The organism is Pseudomonas sp. GW823-FHT03E05, from assembly GCF_058796855.1.
Genome location: NZ_JBXAJB010000006.1, coordinates 324619 through 341291 on the forward strand (window position 1 = coordinate 324619; position 16673 = coordinate 341291).

Genomic DNA, 16673 nt, shown 5'->3' on the forward strand with positions numbered 1-16673 from the left:
TGATGCCGATATTAGAAGCGGTAGTGCGAGAAAGCCTTGTTGGCTTCAGCCATACGGTGAACGTCTTCACGCTTCTTAACTGCAGCACCTTTGCCTTCGGCAGCGTCCAGCAGTTCGCCAGCCAAACGCAGAGCCATAGACTTCTCGCCGCGCTTGCGGGCGAAGTCTACCAACCAGCGCATTGCCAGAGCGTTACGACGGGACGGACGAACTTCGACCGGAACCTGGTAAGTAGCACCGCCTACACGGCGCGACTTCACTTCGACCAGCGGAGCGATGGCGTCGAGAGCTTTCTCGAAGATTTCCAGGGGATCGCTGTTCTTGCGCTCTTTAACTTTTTCCAGCGCGCCATAAACGATACGCTCGGCAACGGCTTTCTTGCCGCTTTCCATTACGTGGTTCATGAACTTGGCGAGGATCTGGCTTCCGTATTTCGGATCGTCCAGAATCTCACGTTTGGCTGCTACGCGACGTCTTGGCATTGATAAGCCCTCAAACGGTCTTCAGGTTAGCTCGGGACAGTTGATCCAATGGACGCGTGCCCGACCTTACTCTTATCGACTCAATATAATTAAAAACTGCAAAACGACCGATTACTTCGGACGCTTGGTACCGTACTTCGAACGACCTTGGTTACGACCTTTAACGCCGGAGGTATCCAGGGAGCCGCGAACGGTGTGGTAACGAACACCTGGCAAGTCTTTTACACGGCCGCCGCGAATCAGTACGACGCTGTGCTCTTGCAGGTTGTGGCCTTCACCACCGATGTACGAGGAAACCTCGAAACCGTTGGTCAGACGCACACGGCACACTTTACGCAGTGCCGAGTTAGGTTTTTTCGGCGTAGTGGTATACACGCGAGTGCACACGCCACGACGTTGCGGGCAGTTCTGCAGCGCAGGCACGTCGGATTTCTCGACGATACGCTTACGCGGCTGACGTACCAGCTGGTTGATAGTTGCCATCTACTAGCTCCACTGTTGTCTTTCGACATAAACAAAATGGCAGAGCAGGAGCTCCACCAAATTTAGGGGTACAAGAGTCTAAAGAGGATCTTGCCCCCAGTCAAGGCAAGGCCCCGGCCTCCCCGATCAGCGAACCTCGACAAAAAGTGTCTTGATTCTCAATCGAAAAAGCCGGGGCCCCGTCTCAATCTACTGCAGACCTCAATTACCGCTGGAGTTCAGCGCTTCAGTCAGTGCTGCTTCGACTTCGCTTGCGCTTACGCGCAGCGGCTTGTCTGCATCACGACGACGCTTACGCTCGCTGTGATACGCCAGGCCAGTACCGGCCGGGATCAGACGACCCACGACCACGTTTTCTTTCAGGCCACGCAGGTAGTCGCGCTTGCCAGTTACCGCCGCCTCGGTCAGTACACGGGTGGTCTCTTGGAAAGAGGCCGCCGAGATGAACGATTCGGTGGACAAGGACGCCTTGGTGATACCCAGCAGTACGCGGGTGAACTTGGCGACGAACTTGTCTTCGGTGCTCAGACGCTCGTTTTCTACCAGTACGTGAGTCAGTTCCATCTGGTCGCCCTTGATGAAGCTGGAGTCGCCGGACTCGGCGATTTCAACCTTACGCAGCATCTGACGCAGAATGGTCTCGATGTGCTTGTCGTTGATCTTCACGCCTTGCAGACGGTAAACGTCTTGGATCTCGTTGACGATGTACTTGGCCAGCGCACTGACACCCAGCAGACGCAGGATATCGTGTGGATCGCTCGGACCGTCGGAGATAACTTCGCCGCGGTTCACTTGTTCGCCTTCGAAGACGTTCAGGTGACGCCACTTCGGAATCAGCTCTTCATACGGATCGCTGCCGTCGTTCGGAGTAATGACCAGACGGCGCTTGCCCTTGGTCTCTTTACCGAACGCGATGGTGCCGCTGACTTCAGCCAGAATCGACGCTTCCTTCGGACGACGAGCTTCGAACAGGTCGGCAACACGCGGCAGACCACCGGTGATGTCACGGGTCTTCGAAGTTTCTTGCGGAATACGAGCGATAACATCACCGATCGCAATCTGCGCACCGTCGGCAACACCGACCAGGGCGTTAGCCGGCAGGAAGTACTGTGCCGGTACGTCGGTACCTGGCAGCAGCAGATCCTTGCCATCCATACCCACCATCTTCACAGCAGGACGGATGTCCTTGCCGGCAGCTGGACGGTCTTTGACGTCAAGCACTTCAATGTTGGTCATACCGGTCAATTCGTCAGTCTGACGCTTGATCGTGATGCCTTCTTCCATGCCCACGTAGGTCACGGTACCTTTCATTTCGGTAACGATCGGGTGAGTGTGCGGATCCCACTTGGCCACGATAGCGCCAGCGTCGACCTTGTCACCTTCTTTAACCGAAATCACAGCACCGTACGGCAGCTTGTAACGCTCGCGCTCACGACCGAAGTCATCAGCGATTGCCAGCTCACCGGAACGGGACACAGCAACCAGGTGGCCATCCACACGTTCAACGTGCTTCAGGTTGTGCAGACGGACGGTACCGCCATTCTTCACCTGAACGCTGTCGGCTGCGGAAGTACGGCTTGCCGCACCACCAATGTGGAACGTACGCATGGTCAGCTGGGTACCCGGCTCACCGATGGATTGGGCAGCGATAACGCCGACCGCCTCACCAATGTTCACCTGGTGACCACGAGCCAGGTCACGGCCGTAGCACTTGGCGCAGATGCCATAGCGGGTTTCGCAACTGATCGGCGAACGCACGATCACTTCGTCGATGCTGTTGAGCTCGATGAATTCAACCCACTTTTCGTCTACCAGGGTGCCAGCAGGAACGATGACGTCCTCGGTACCCGGCTTGAATACGTCACGGGCGATAACACGACCCAATACGCGCTCACCCAGTGGCTCTACAACGTCGCCGCCTTCAATGTGCGGAGTCATCAGCAGGCCGTGTTCGGTGCCGCAATCGATCTCGGTTACAACCAGATCCTGCGCAACGTCCACCAGACGACGAGTCAGGTAACCGGAGTTCGCAGTTTTCAACGCGGTATCCGCCAGACCTTTACGAGCACCGTGAGTCGAGATGAAGTACTGGAGTACGCTCAGACCTTCACGGAAGTTCGCAGTAATCGGCGTTTCGATGATGGAGCCGTCCGGCTTGGCCATCAGACCACGCATACCGGCCAGCTGACGGATCTGTGCTGCGGAACCCCGCGCACCCGAGTCAGCCATCATGTACATCGAGTTGAACGATTCTTGCTCGACTTCGTCGCCATTGCGGTCGATGACCTTCTCTTTCGAGAGGTTGGCCATCATCGCCTTGGATACTTCGTCGTTGGCCTTCGACCAAAGGTCGATCACTTTGTTGTACTTCTCGCCCTGGGTTACCAGGCCGGAGGCGTACTGGCTCTCGATTTCTTTCACTTCGTCGGTGGCAGCACCGATGATGCGAGCTTTTTCATCCGGGATAACGAAGTCGTTAACACCGATGGAAACGCCGGAAATGGTCGAGTAAGCGAAACCGGTGTACATCAACTGGTCAGCGAAGATCACGGTCTCTTTCAGACCAACCACGCGGTAGCACTGGTTGATCAGCTTGGAGATCGCCTTCTTCTTCATCGGCAGGTTGACGACGTCGAACGACAGGCCCTTCGGCACAACCTGGAACAGCAGAGCACGGCCGACAGTGGTGTCGACGATACGGGTGGCGCTCACGCTGCCGCCATCACGATCATTGACGGTTTCGCTGATGCGAACCTTGATCTTGGCGTGCAGAGCCGCTTCGCCGGCGCGGAATACGCGGTCGACTTCCTGCAGGTCCGCGAACACACGACCTTCGCCCTTGGCGTTGATCGCTTCACGGGTCATGTAGTACAGACCCAATACAACGTCCTGCGACGGAACGATGATTGGCTCACCGTTGGCTGGCGACAGAATGTTGTTGGTCGACATCATCAACGCACGCGCTTCCAACTGGGCTTCCAGTGTCAGCGGCACGTGCACGGCCATTTGGTCGCCGTCGAAGTCGGCGTTGTACGCAGCACAGACCAGAGGGTGCAGCTGGATAGCCTTACCTTCGATCAGTACCGGTTCAAACGCCTGGATACCCAGACGGTGAAGGGTCGGTGCACGGTTGAGGAGAACCGGGTGTTCACGGATCACTTCAGCGAGAACGTCCCAAACCTCTGGCAGTTCGCGCTCGACCATCTTCTTGGCGGCTTTGATGGTGGTGGCCAGGCCACGCATTTCCAACTTGCCGAAGATGAACGGTTTGAACAGCTCGAGAGCCATCTTCTTCGGCAGACCGCACTGGTGCAGACGCAGGGTCGGACCTACGGTAATTACCGAACGACCGGAGTAGTCAACACGCTTACCGAGCAAGTTCTGACGGAAACGACCTTGCTTACCCTTGATCATGTCAGCCAGGGATTTCAGAGGACGCTTGTTGGAACCGGTGATAGCGCGGCCACGACGACCGTTGTCGAGCAGTGCATCGACAGCTTCCTGCAACATACGCTTTTCGTTGCGCACGATGATGTCCGGAGCGGACAGATCCAGCAGGCGCTTCAAACGGTTGTTACGGTTGATCACTCGACGATACAGATCGTTGAGGTCGGAAGTCGCGAAACGACCGCCATCCAGCGGGACCAGTGGACGCAGATCTGGCGGCAGAACCGGCAGAACGGTCAGCACCATCCACTCTGGCAGGTTGCCGGAACCCTGGAAGGCTTCCATCAACTTCAGACGCTTGGACAGCTTCTTGATCTTGGTTTCCGAGTTGGTTTGCGGAATCTCTTCACGCAGACGGCCAATCTCGTGCTCCAGGTCGATAGCGTGCAGCAGCTCGCGGACAGCCTCGGCACCCATGCGGGCGTCGAAGTCATCGCCGAACTCCTCCAGCGCTTCGAAGTACTGCTCATCGTTCAGCAGCTGACCTTTTTCAAGGGTGGTCATGCCTGGATCGATAACGACGTAGCTCTCGAAGTAGAGAACGCGCTCGATATCACGCAGAGTCATGTCCATCAGCAAGCCGATACGGGACGGCAGCGATTTCAGGAACCAGATGTGGGCAACCGGCGAAGCCAGTTCGATGTGCGCCATGCGCTCACGACGAACCTTGGCCAGCGCAACTTCAACGCCGCACTTCTCGCAGATCACGCCGCGATGCTTCAAGCGCTTGTACTTACCGCACAGGCACTCGTAATCCTTTACCGGGCCAAAGATCTTGGCGCAGAACAGGCCGTCACGCTCAGGCTTGAACGTACGGTAGTTGATGGTTTCCGGCTTTTTAACTTCACCGAACGACCACGAACGGATCATCTCAGGCGAGGCCAATCCGATACGGATGGCGTCGAACTCTTCGACTTGACCCTGGTTTTTCAGCAAATTCAGTAGGTCTTTCAAGGCCTTTCCTCCTGGCGGAGCAGAGAGCGGGCAATCCTGCCCCGCTCTCGATTCGCGTCACGTGTTATTCGGTTTCCAGATCGATATCGATGCCGAGGGAACGAATTTCTTTGATCAACACGTTGAAGGACTCGGGCATGCCCGGCTCCATACGGTGATCGCCGTCCACGATGTTTTTGTACATCTTGGTACGACCGTTCACATCGTCCGACTTCACTGTGAGCATTTCTTGCAGAGTGTATGCAGCACCGTATGCTTCCAGTGCCCAGACCTCCATCTCCCCGAAACGCTGACCACCGAACTGCGCCTTACCACCCAGCGGCTGCTGGGTAACCAGGCTGTACGAACCGGTAGAACGAGCGTGCATCTTGTCGTCTACCAAGTGGTTCAGTTTCAGCATGTACATGTAGCCAACGGTAACTGGACGCTCGAACTTGTTGCCGGTACGGCCGTCGGTCAGTTGCATCTGGCCGCTTTCTGGCAGGTCTGCCAGTTTCAGCATGGCCTTGATTTCGCTTTCCTTGGCACCGTCGAACACCGGAGTGGCCATCGGAACACCGCCGCGCAGGTTGTTCGCCAGATCCAGGATCTCCTGATCGGAGAAGCTGTCCAGGTCTTCGTTACGACCGCCAATCTGGTTGTAGATCTCGTCCAGGAAGGTACGCAGTTCTGCGACCTTGCGCTGCTCTTCGACCATGCGATTGATCTTCTCGCCCAGACCCTTGGCCGCGAGACCCAGGTGAGTTTCGAGGATCTGACCAACGTTCATACGCGAAGGTACGCCCAGCGGGTTGAGGACTACGTCGACCGGAGTGCCATTGGCATCGTGCGGCATGTCTTCAACCGGCATGATCACGGAGACCACACCCTTGTTACCGTGACGACCGGCCATCTTGTCGCCCGGCTGGATGCGACGACGGATTGCCAGGTAGACCTTGACGATTTTCAGCACGCCTGGAGCCAGGTCATCGCCCTGCTGCAGCTTGCGCTTCTTGTCTTCGAACTTGTCGTCCAGCAGACGGCGACGATCAACGATGTAGGCCTGAGCCTTCTCGAGCTGCTCGTTCAGAGCATCTTCAGCCATGCGCAGTTTGAACCACTGGCCGTGCTCAAGACCGTCGAGAACTTCATCGGTGATTTCCTGGCCTTTCTTCAGGCCGGCGCCGCCTTCGGCTTTATGGCCGACCAGAGCGGAGCGCAGACGTTCGAAGGTCGCACCTTCAACGATACGGAACTCTTCGTTCAGGTCCTTGCGGATCTCGTCCAGCTGGCTCTTCTCGATCGACAGTGCACGAGCATCGCGCTCAACGCCGTCGCGAGTGAAGACCTGTACGTCGATAACAGTACCCTTGGTACCGGTAGGTACACGCAGGGAGGTGTCTTTAACGTCGCTGGCTTTTTCACCGAAGATCGCACGCAGCAGTTTCTCTTCCGGAGTAAGCTGGGTCTCGCCTTTCGGAGTGACCTTGCCCACCAGGATGTCGCCTGCGCCAACTTCAGCACCTACATAAACGATACCGGCTTCGTCCAGCTTGTTCAGTGCAGCCTCACCCACGTTCGGGATGTCTGCAGTGATTTCCTCTGGGCCAAGCTTGGTGTCACGAGCCACACAGGTCAGTTCCTGGATGTGGATCGTGGTGAAACGGTCTTCCTGAACCACACGCTCGGACAGGCAGATGGAGTCTTCGAAGTTGAAGCCGTTCCACGCCATGAACGCGATACGCATGTTCTGACCCAGTGCCAGCTCACCCATGTCGGTGGACGGACCATCGGCCATGATGTCGCTGCGCTGAACCCGATCACCCTTGCTCACCAGCGGACGCTGGTTGATGCAGGTGTTCTGGTTGGAGCGGGTGTACTTGGTCAGGTTGTAGATGTCGACACCGGCTTCACCGGTTTCAACTTCGTCATCAGCAACACGAACCACGATACGGCTGGCATCGACCGAGTCGATCACACCGCCACGACGAGCCACGACGCAAACGCCGGAGTCACGGGCAACGTTGCGCTCCATGCCGGTACCTACCAGCGGCTTGTCAGCACGCAGGGTCGGTACAGCCTGACGCTGCATGTTGGAACCCATCAATGCACGGTTGGCGTCGTCGTGCTCGAGGAACGGAATCAACGACGCTGCAACCGAAACTACCTGCTTCGGCGAAACGTCCATCAAGGTGACGTCTTCCGGCGCCTTGACGGTGAATTCGTTCAAGTGACGAACAGCTACCAGCTCATCGACCAACTGACCTTTGTCGTTCATCGTCGCCGAAGCCTGGGCGATCACGTGATCGGCCTCTTCGATAGCGGACAGGAACACGATCTCGTCGGTTACCAGAGCGTCTTTCACCACACGGTACGGGCTCTCGAGGAAGCCGTACTGGTTGGTGCGCGCATAGGCCGCCAGGGAGTTGATCAGACCGATGTTCGGACCTTCCGGCGTTTCAATCGGGCATACACGACCGTAGTGGGTCGGGTGTACGTCACGGACTTCGAAGCCTGCACGCTCACGGGTCAGACCACCTGGGCCAAGTGCAGAAACACGACGCTTGTGGGTGATCTCGGACAGCGGGTTGTTCTGGTCCATGAACTGGGACAGCTGGCTGGAACCGAAGAACTCTTTCACTGCCGCAGCCACTGGCTTGGCATTGATCAGGTCTTGCGGCATCAGGCCTTCGCTTTCAGCCATCGACAGACGCTCTTTGACCGCACGCTCTACACGCACCAGGCCAACGCGGAACTGGTTCTCGGCCATTTCGCCAACACAGCGAACACGACGGTTACCCAGGTGGTCGATGTCGTCGACGATGCCTTTACCGTTACGGATGTCGACCAGAGTCTTCAGTACGGCAACGATGTCTTCTTTGCACAGAACGCCAGAACCTTCGATCTCGGTACGACCGATACGACGGTTGAACTTCATCCGGCCAACGGCGGACAGATCATACCGCTCAGGGCTGAAGAACAGGTTGTTGAACAGAGTCTCGGCAGCATCTTTGGTCGGTGGCTCGCCAGGACGCATCATGCGATAGATCTCGACCAGGGCTTCCAATTGGTTGCTGGTGGAGTCGATCTTCAGAGTGTCAGAGACGAACGGACCGCAGTCGATGTCGTTGGTGTACAGAGTCTCGATGCGAACGACCTGAGCCTTGGCGATTTTCGCCAGGATCTCGGTGTTCAGCTCGGTGTTGCACTCTGCCAGGATTTCACCGGTAGCCGGGTGCACGATAGCCTTGGCGGTGGTACGACCCAGGACGTAGTCCAGAGGTACATCCAGCTCTTTGATACCGGCTTTTTCCAGCTGGTTGATGTGACGAGCGGTGATACGACGACCCTGCTCGACAATAACCTTGCCCTTGTCATCCTGGATGTCCAGAACGGCAATCTCACCACGCAGGCGCTGAGGCACCAGCTCCAGGCTCAGGCTCTCGCCTTTCACGTGGAATACGTTGGTGGTGTAGAAAGCGTCCAGCACTTCTTCAGTGGTATAGCCCAGCGCGCGCAGCAGAACCGATGCCGGCAGCTTGCGACGACGGTCGATACGGACGAACACGCAGTCTTTCGGGTCGAACTCGAAGTCCAGCCACGAACCGCGGTAAGGAATGATCCGCGCGGAATACAGCAGCTTACCGGAGCTGTGCGTCTTGCCACGGTCGTGGTCGAAGAATACGCCAGGGGAACGGTGCAGCTGGGAAACGATTACACGCTCGGTACCGTTGATTACGAAGGTACCGTTCTCAGTCATCAGGGGAATTTCACCCATGTAGACTTCTTGCTCTTTGATGTCCTTGATCGCTTTGTTCGACGATTCTTTGTCGAAAATGATCAGACGGACTTTTACCCGCAAAGGTACGGCGTAAGTTACACCACGCAACACGCATTCTTTAACATCAAACGCCGGTTCGCCCAGGCGATAACCGACATACTCCAACGCAGCATTGCCGGAGTAGCTGATGATCGGGAAAACGGATTTGAAGGCCGCATGCAGGCCCACGTCGCGGAACTGATCTTTAGTCGCTCCCGCTTGCAAGAATTCACGATACGAATCCAGCTGGATGGCCAGGAGGTACGGCACATCCATGACGTCCGGCAACTTGCTAAAGTCCTTGCGGATACGTTTTTTCTCAGTATATGAGTAAGCCATCAGCGTTCCCCAGCTTGGTCACCTGCTTATTCGGCTCCTCCCGACGGGAGCAGCCAGAAAATCGTGCAAACCCTTTGGTTTGCGCCACCGCACAGGGTGGGCTACAGCACGTTACTGGCACCGACCCAGTCGGTCGCCAATAACGGAAAAAGGCCGGTGGCAAAAGCCACCAGCCATCAGCCGTTCGCTTAACGCTTGGGCTGGAGACACAAAGTCGATGCTTACTTGAGCTCGACTTTAGCGCCTGCTTCTTCCAGAGCTGCTTTGGCTTTGTCAGCTGCTTCTTTAGCAACAGCTTCCAGAACCATGGCAGGAGCGCCGTCAACTACAGCCTTGGCTTCTTTCAGGCCCAGACCGGTCAGTTCACGTACAGCCTTGATCACGTTAACTTTCTTCTCGCCAGCTTCGGTCAGCATGACGTTGAATTCAGTTTGCTCTTCAACAACAGCGGCAGCAGCAGCTGGGCCAGCAGCGGCAACAGCAGCGGTAACGCCGAAGGTTTCTTCCATTGCTTTGATCAGCTCAACAACTTCCAGAACGGTTTTCTGGCCGATTGCTTCGATGATTTGCTCGTTAGTCAGAGACATGACTATAAATTCCTGTATTGGGGTGACAGCCTACGCAGCCATCAAATTAAACATATGATTTTGAAAGGGCTTGCAGTGCCTTAGGCAGCAGCAGCTTCTTTCTGGTCGCGAATAGCCGCCAGAGTACGAGCCAGCTTGCTGGTAGCGCCTTGAATCACGCTCATCAGCTTCGCAATAGCTTCGTCGCGAGTTGGCAGCGAAGCCAACACGTCGATCTCGTTTGCTGCGAGGTACTTGCCCTCGAACGCAGCTGCCTTGATCTCGAACTTTTCCTGACCCTTTGCGAACTCTTTGAAAATACGAGCGGCAGCGCCCGGATGTTCCTTGGAGAATGCAATCAGGGTAGGGCCGACGAACGCGTCGTTGAGCACGTCATATTGAGTGCCTTCAACAGCGCGCTTGAGCAGGGTGTTACGTACGACACGTACATAAACACCAGCTTCGCGGGCCTCTTTACGGAGTCCGGTCATAGCGCCTACTGTCACACCACGGGCATCAGCCACGACAGCGGACAGAGCGGCTTTGGCAGCCTCGTTGACTTCAGCGACGATGGCCTTCTTGTCTTCGAGTTTAATTGCCACGGGTTTAACTCCTGCTTGTTACCGTTTCATCCAACCGGAGCTGGATGTCGTTTTGGTGTCTGATTCGGTAAGGAACCGGGAGCACCATCTGCGTAGGCTTGAGGTTTAAGACTTGCGTCGCCTACGGTCTTGGATAGCCCCCGCCAGGCAGGGACCCCAATTTTTCAGCGCGCGCAATTGCTTGCACGCGCTTGTGTCTTATACGTCCAGCGAACCCTGGTCGATGACCAGACCTGGGCCCATAGTGGTGCTCAGGGTAACGCGCTTGACGTAGATGCCTTTCGAAGAAGCTGGCTTGATACGCTTCAGGTCAGCGATCAGGGCTTCAACGTTTTCCTTCAGCTTGACGGCGTCGAAGCCGACCTTGCCAACGGAAGTGTGGATGATGCCGTTTTTGTCGGTGCGATAGCGAACCTGACCAGCCTTGGCGTTCTTAACTGCCGAAGCTACGTCTGGAGTAACGGTACCGACTTTCGGGTTAGGCATCAGGCCGCGAGGACCCAGAACCTGACCCAGCTGACCCACAACGCGCATTGCATCCGGGGAAGCAATAACCACGTCATAGTTCAGGTCGCCACCTTTCATTTCGGCAGCCAGATCGTCCATACCTACGCGGTCTGCACCGGCAGCCAGAGCAGCTTCAGCTGCTGGGCCCTGGGTGAACACAGCTACACGTACAGTCTTGCCAGTGCCGTGTGGCAGCACAGTAGCGCTACGAACAACCTGGTCAGATTTACGTGGGTCTACGCCCAGGTTCACAGCAACGTCTACGGACTCGCTGAACTTAACGGTCGACAGCTCGGTCAGGAGAGCGGCGGCTTCTACGAAGTTGTAGGCCTTGCCTGCTTCAATCTTGCCGGCGATAGCCTTTTGGCGCTTGGTCAGCTTAGCCATTACACACCCTCCACGTTAAGGCCCATGCTACGAGCAGAACCGGCGATAGTACGCACGGCTGCATCCATATCAGCTGCAGTCAGATCCGCGTTTTTGGTTTTCGCGATTTCTTCCAGCTGAGCACGGGTAACAGTGCCAACCTTAACGGTGTTTGGACGAGCGGAACCGCTGGTCAGGCCAGCAGCTTTCTTCAGCAGAACCGAAGCAGGGGTGCTCTTAGTTTCGAAAGTGAAGCTGCGGTCACTGTAAACAGTGATGATCACAGGAGTCGGCAGGCCTGGCTCAAGACCCTGAGTACGGGCGTTGAAAGCTTTGCAGAACTCCATGATGTTCACGCCGTGCTGACCCAGAGCTGGACCAACGGGTGGACTTGGGTTGGCCTGAGCGGCCTTAACTTGCAGCTTGATGTAAGCAGTAATCTTCTTAGCCATGAGGCACTCCAATTACGGGTTCAGACGCCTAGATAGGCTCCCCGGTTACTTGCGCGTTTATCCCAGTGACGACAAAACCCCACAGCCCAAGGCTGCGGGGTATGGGATTCTCGTTCAGTTATGCCTTCTCGACCTGACTGAACTCTAGCTCTACCGGAGTAGAGCGACCGAAAATGAGCACTGCCACCTGAATGCGGCTCTTTTCGTAGTTAACCTCTTCGACCGTACCGTTAAAGTCAGCGAATGGGCCGTCAGTAACACGGACCACCTCACCCGGCTCAAACAGGGTCTTAGGCTTGGGCTTGTCGCTACCATCAGCAACGCGACGCAGAATCGCTTCCGCTTCTTTGTCAGTGATAGGAGCCGGCTTATCGGCAGTACCACCAATAAAGCCCATGACACGAGGAGTATCCTTGACCAAGTGCCAAGTACCCTCGTTCATATCCATCTGTACCAGCACATAGCCTGGAAAGAATTTACGCTCGCTTTTGCGCTTCTGGCCATTGCGCATCTCAACCACTTCTTCAGTGGGGACCAGAATCTCGCCAAAGCCATCTTCCATGCCAGCCAGCTTCACACGCTCGATCAACGAACGCATTACATGCTTCTCGTAACCCGAGTAAGCATGCACAACGTACCAACGCTTAGCCACGGGACACCCTTAGCCAACAATCAAGGAAACAAGCCAACCGAGCAGGGAATCTAGCCCCCACAACAGCAACGCCATGACCAGAACCACAGCCACAACAATCAACGTGGTCTGCGTGGTCTCTTGGCGAGTTGGCCATACGACTTTACGAATCTCAGTGCGCGCTTCCTTAACCAGGACAAAGAACGACTTACCCTTGGCAGTCTGCAAGCCAACGAAGGCAGCAACTGCGGCAATGACAAGTAGCGCCAAGACACGGTACAGGATCGGCGAAGCAGAGTAGTACTGATTGCCAACAACACCAACAATCACCAAGGCAACAACAACCAGCCACTTGAGCAAGTCGAAGCGAGAGCCTTGAGCTTCAGCCTTAGGAGTCATCTATGAAGATCCTGTGAAAAGAAAGCCAGACACATTGAGTGAATCTGGCAGGTCAGGAGGGAATCGAACCCCCAACCTACGGTTTTGGAGACCGTCGCTCTGCCAATTGAGCTACTGACCTAAAAACAAAATCAGGCCGACCATTATGTCGGCCCGATGGAGATATATCAAGAACTTATTCGATGACTTTGGCTACGACGCCAGCGCCGACGGTACGACCGCCTTCACGGATAGCGAAACGCAGACCATCTTCCATCGCGATGGTTTTGATCAGAGTGACAGTCATCTGGATGTTGTCACCTGGCATTACCATTTCAACGCCTTCTGGCAGCTCGCAGTTACCAGTCACGTCAGTAGTACGGAAGTAGAACTGTGGACGGTAGCCTTTGAAGAACGGAGTATGACGGCCGCCTTCTTCCTTGCTCAGAACGTAAACTTCAGCGGTGAACTTGGTGTGCGGCTTAACGGTGCCCGGCTTAACCAGAACCTGGCCACGCTCAACGTCGTCACGCTTGGTACCACGCAGCAGAACGCCGCAGTTCTCGCCAGCACGACCTTCGTCGAGCAGCTTGCGGAACATTTCAACGCCGGTGCAGGTAGTTTTCTGAGTGTCGCGCAGACCAACGATCTCAACTTCTTCCTGGATGCGAACGATACCCCGCTCCACACGACCAGTTACCACGGTGCCACGGCCGGAAATCGAGAACACGTCTTCGATTGGCATCAGGAACGGCTTGTCGATTGCACGCTCTGGCTCTGGGATGTAGGTATCCAGAGTTTCTACCAGACGCTTAACAGCGGTGGTACCCATTTCGTTGTCGTCTTGGCCGTTCAGAGCCATCAGAGCGGAACCGATGATGATCGGAGTGTCGTCACCTGGGAAGTCGTAAGTGCTCAGCAGATCGCGCACTTCCATCTCAACCAGTTCCAGCAGCTCAGCGTCGTCAACCATGTCAGCCTTGTTCAGGAAGACAACGATGTACGGAACGCCTACCTGACGGGACAGCAGGATGTGCTCACGAGTTTGTGGCATCGGACCATCGGCAGCCGAGCAAACCAGGATCGCGCCGTCCATCTGGGCAGCACCAGTGATCATGTTTTTGACGTAGTCGGCGTGACCTGGGCAGTCAACGTGCGCGTAGTGACGAATGTTCGAGTCGTACTCTACGTGCGCAGTGTTGATGGTGATACCACGAGCTTTTTCTTCTGGGGCGCTGTCGATCTTGTCGAAGTCAACACGAGCCGAACCGAAAACTTCGGAGCAAACGCGAGTCAGAGCAGCTGTCAGAGTGGTTTTACCGTGGTCAACGTGACCGATAGTACCCACGTTAACGTGCGGCTTATTACGTTCGAACTTTTCCTTAGCCATCGAAATCACCCCTAGGAGAAGAATTGAGCAAGTCACCCAAGCCATTAAAACAAAGGCAGATATTTTCATATCTGCCTTGTTATATGGAGCTCTTGAGCGGATTTGAACCGCTGACCTCACCCTTACCAAGGGTGTGCTCTACCAACTGAGCTACAAGAGCGTAACACTTTGCAAAACCTGCAAACTTGGAGCGGGTAGCGGGAATCGAACCCGCATCATCAGCTTGGAAGGCTGAGGTTCTACCACTAAACTATACCCGCGGAGCCTGCAGCTCTCGCTAAATCTGGTGGAGGGGGAAGGATTCGAACCTTCGAAGTCGTAGACGTCAGATTTACAGTCTGATCCCTTTGGCCGCTCGGGAACCCCTCCTAAGCGAGGCGACATTCTATATCATGCCACCCTTCTGTCAAGCATTTTCTCAATAAAATCTTGAGGTTAGCTGCGTTGACCTCGCTTCGCGACGCCGACTTCGTGAAGTCTTCGCTGCGGAGCGGGCGCCATTCTATGCAACCTATTCGACAGTTGCAACCCCCTCGCAAGGCATTATTTTATGTTTTAACTCATTGAATTCTTTAGCAAGGTTCTGCAGTTGCAGATCATCCAGCAAATGCTTGCTCTCGGGAGTCACACGAAGCCAAAAACCAGAAGAACCAGGAACACTCAAGGACTGCAGCCTGACATCAGCCCCCAGCCCTACCAGCCGCCGCTCCAACATCTGAGCCGTATCTCGACGAGCAAAGCCCCCCAGATAAAGACAGCTTGCATCAATCTCCCCTGACTTACCCTTATCCCGCCGCTCGACCGAATCAGAAGACTCACTCAACAAACGGATATCCTGCTGAGTACCTCGATAGAGTGAGAGAGGCATGACCTCTTTCGCACGAAGCGGTGCTTCCTGCTGATGCCAGATGTAATAAAAGCCATTGAGGACCAATAACAACAGAAACAACCAGCGCATAAAAACCTCAAGACAGAGGACAAGGCTTAAACAACTCGAAAAGATGGATCACGTACAAGCTGATCTTGCGGAACCGATGCAACACTCAAAGCCCCACCCCACACAAGGAATCAGCCCTTACCTCCTAGCCGTAGATCGCGCAAGCGCACATTGATGGCCGAACTCATGAGCCATCACGCAACCTTAGACTGAGCTCCCCGCCACTATACGTTTTCTCCTCCCCCTCAACGCTCAATCGCAAAGCTCCTTGGCGATCAATACCCAACACAACACCATCGATCTTATTTACGCCCGCGATCAGAGACACAGCACGCCCCTGCCAGAGGTGACCTTGCTCCCACTCGCCCTGGATCGCGGAGAAGCCATTCAGCCGATGACGCTCCAGATAAGACACAAGAACCTCATTCAATCGAGCAACAAGCTGATTGCGATCAATAACCTTGCCAGACTCCAACCTCACCGAAGTCCACTCCTGATCGATCTCTTCAGCGCTTTGCATATTCACATTGATCCCAATGCCCAGGACCACATGACACACATCCGCAGGATCACCCACCAACTCCAAAAGTATCCCCGCGACCTTCTTCTGACCAACCAAAACATCATTTGGCCACTTCAAACCCGCACCAGGAATTCCATACTCACGAAGGGTATGCATGACCGCCAGCCCAACGACCAGGCTAAGCCCTTCCAATTGCCGGAGACCTCCGTCCATACGCAAGACGAGGCTGTAATAGATATTTTCGGCAAAAGGGCTTACCCACTTACGACCACGACGGCCTCGCCCCACCGTCTGGCGCTCAGCTAGCACAAGAAAAGGAGCCACACTCCCTTCTTCAATGGATCGCAGCGCCTGTGCATTCGTGGAGTCGATAGAGTCGAGAATTCGGATATCCCAGGAGCCACTGGAAATAGAGGAACGGCCTATCTCAGCACTGCTCAGCAATGTGATTGGAGTGGCCAGCTGGTAACCGCGGCCTCGCACCTTATGAATGACAAGCCCCAACTCCGCCTCAAGAAGCTGTAACTGCTTCCATATAGCACTACGGCTAACACCCAGCGCCTGACCGAGCGCCTGACCCGAGTGAAATCGCCCATCTTTCAGAAGCTCTAACAACGTCGACATGCAGTTTCCGCCTCACCATGAGGCAGGCATGATAGCCATGCCCAGCGCCATTGCATAGAAACCCCCACCTGACGAGCAAGTCGATCGAGACAGCAAAAAATCAAACCCATTTTTCGCGCGCAAAAACAAAACCCCAACTGCATGTGCAGTTGGGGTTTCGGAATTTAATCTTGACGATGACCTACTCTCACAT

The 16673-nt window shown here is 55.4% G+C and carries 13 protein-coding genes and 4 tRNA genes; all 17 read right to left on the reverse strand.

The features are described from left to right. Nucleotides 1–11 precede the first annotated feature (11 nt). Nucleotides 12–482, reverse strand: a complete 471-nt coding sequence (gene rpsG, locus AC1RCO_RS25195) for a 30S ribosomal protein S7 (protein WP_007925959.1) — start codon at nt 480–482, stop codon at nt 12–14. A 111-nt stretch (nt 483–593) separates the two neighbouring features. Beyond that, complete coding sequence (gene rpsL, locus AC1RCO_RS25200; protein ID WP_003186084.1) at nt 594–965, reverse strand: 30S ribosomal protein S12; 372 nt, start codon at nt 963–965, stop codon at nt 594–596. A 201-nt stretch (nt 966–1166) separates the two neighbouring features. Further along, on the reverse strand, nt 1167–5366 hold the full coding sequence (gene rpoC / locus AC1RCO_RS25205; protein ID WP_011063778.1) for a DNA-directed RNA polymerase subunit beta': 4200 nt from the start codon (nt 5364–5366) through the stop codon (nt 1167–1169). 64 nt (nt 5367–5430) lie between these two features. Further along, nucleotides 5431–9504 carry a DNA-directed RNA polymerase subunit beta gene (rpoB, locus tag AC1RCO_RS25210; protein ID WP_011063779.1) on the reverse strand — a complete coding sequence of 1358 codons (4074 nt, stop codon included), beginning with the start codon at nt 9502–9504 and terminating at the stop codon, nt 5431–5433. A gap of 221 nt (nt 9505–9725) precedes the next feature. Further along, entirely contained in the window at nt 9726–10091 is a 366-nt protein-coding gene (gene rplL, locus AC1RCO_RS25215; protein ID WP_011063780.1) for a 50S ribosomal protein L7/L12, read from the reverse strand. Between the two features lie 80 nt (nt 10092–10171). Continuing rightward, a complete protein-coding gene (gene rplJ / locus AC1RCO_RS25220) occupies nt 10172–10672 on the reverse strand; it encodes a 50S ribosomal protein L10 (RefSeq protein ID WP_011063781.1) in 501 nt (166 codons plus the stop codon). Nucleotides 10673–10870: 198 nt separating this feature from the next. Next, nucleotides 10871–11566 carry a 50S ribosomal protein L1 gene (rplA, locus tag AC1RCO_RS25225; RefSeq protein ID WP_011063782.1) on the reverse strand — a complete coding sequence of 232 codons (696 nt, stop codon included), beginning with the start codon at nt 11564–11566 and terminating at the stop codon, nt 10871–10873. Further along, nucleotides 11566–11997, reverse strand: coding sequence for a 50S ribosomal protein L11 (rplK, locus tag AC1RCO_RS25230; RefSeq protein WP_003176435.1), 432 nt, complete (start codon nt 11995–11997; stop codon nt 11566–11568). The genes rplA and rplK overlap by 1 nt, the downstream gene beginning before the upstream one ends. Nucleotides 11998–12115: 118 nt before the next feature. Then, a complete protein-coding gene (nusG, locus tag AC1RCO_RS25235; RefSeq protein WP_002555501.1) occupies nt 12116–12649 on the reverse strand; it encodes a transcription termination/antitermination protein NusG in 534 nt (177 codons plus the stop codon). A gap of 9 nt (nt 12650–12658) precedes the next feature. After that, nucleotides 12659–13027, reverse strand: coding sequence for a preprotein translocase subunit SecE (secE, locus tag AC1RCO_RS25240; protein WP_011063783.1), 369 nt, complete (start codon nt 13025–13027; stop codon nt 12659–12661). 45 nt (nt 13028–13072) lie between these two features. Further along, nucleotides 13073–13148: transfer RNA gene (locus AC1RCO_RS25245), tRNA-Trp, on the reverse strand. Between the two features lie 54 nt (nt 13149–13202). Next, entirely contained in the window at nt 13203–14396 is a 1194-nt protein-coding gene (gene tuf / locus AC1RCO_RS25250; RefSeq protein WP_011063776.1) for an elongation factor Tu, read from the reverse strand. Between the two features lie 84 nt (nt 14397–14480). Continuing rightward, nucleotides 14481–14556, reverse strand: a tRNA-Thr gene (locus AC1RCO_RS25255). Nucleotides 14557–14582: 26 nt separating this feature from the next. Then, nucleotides 14583–14656: transfer RNA gene (locus AC1RCO_RS25260), tRNA-Gly, on the reverse strand. Nucleotides 14657–14680: 24 nt separating this feature from the next. Next, a tRNA-Tyr gene (locus AC1RCO_RS25265) sits at nt 14681–14765 on the reverse strand. A gap of 142 nt (nt 14766–14907) precedes the next feature. Beyond that, the gene (locus AC1RCO_RS25270) at nt 14908–15354 is read right to left on the reverse strand and encodes a hypothetical protein (RefSeq protein ID WP_492618146.1); all 447 of its coding nucleotides are present in this window, start codon (nt 15352–15354) and stop codon (nt 14908–14910) included. Between the two features lie 163 nt (nt 15355–15517). Then, nucleotides 15518–16480: a bifunctional biotin--[acetyl-CoA-carboxylase] ligase/biotin operon repressor BirA gene (gene birA / locus AC1RCO_RS25275; protein ID WP_053160208.1), complete on the reverse strand. Its 963-nt coding sequence runs from the start codon at nt 16478–16480 to the stop codon at nt 15518–15520. Nucleotides 16481–16673 lie beyond the last annotated feature (193 nt).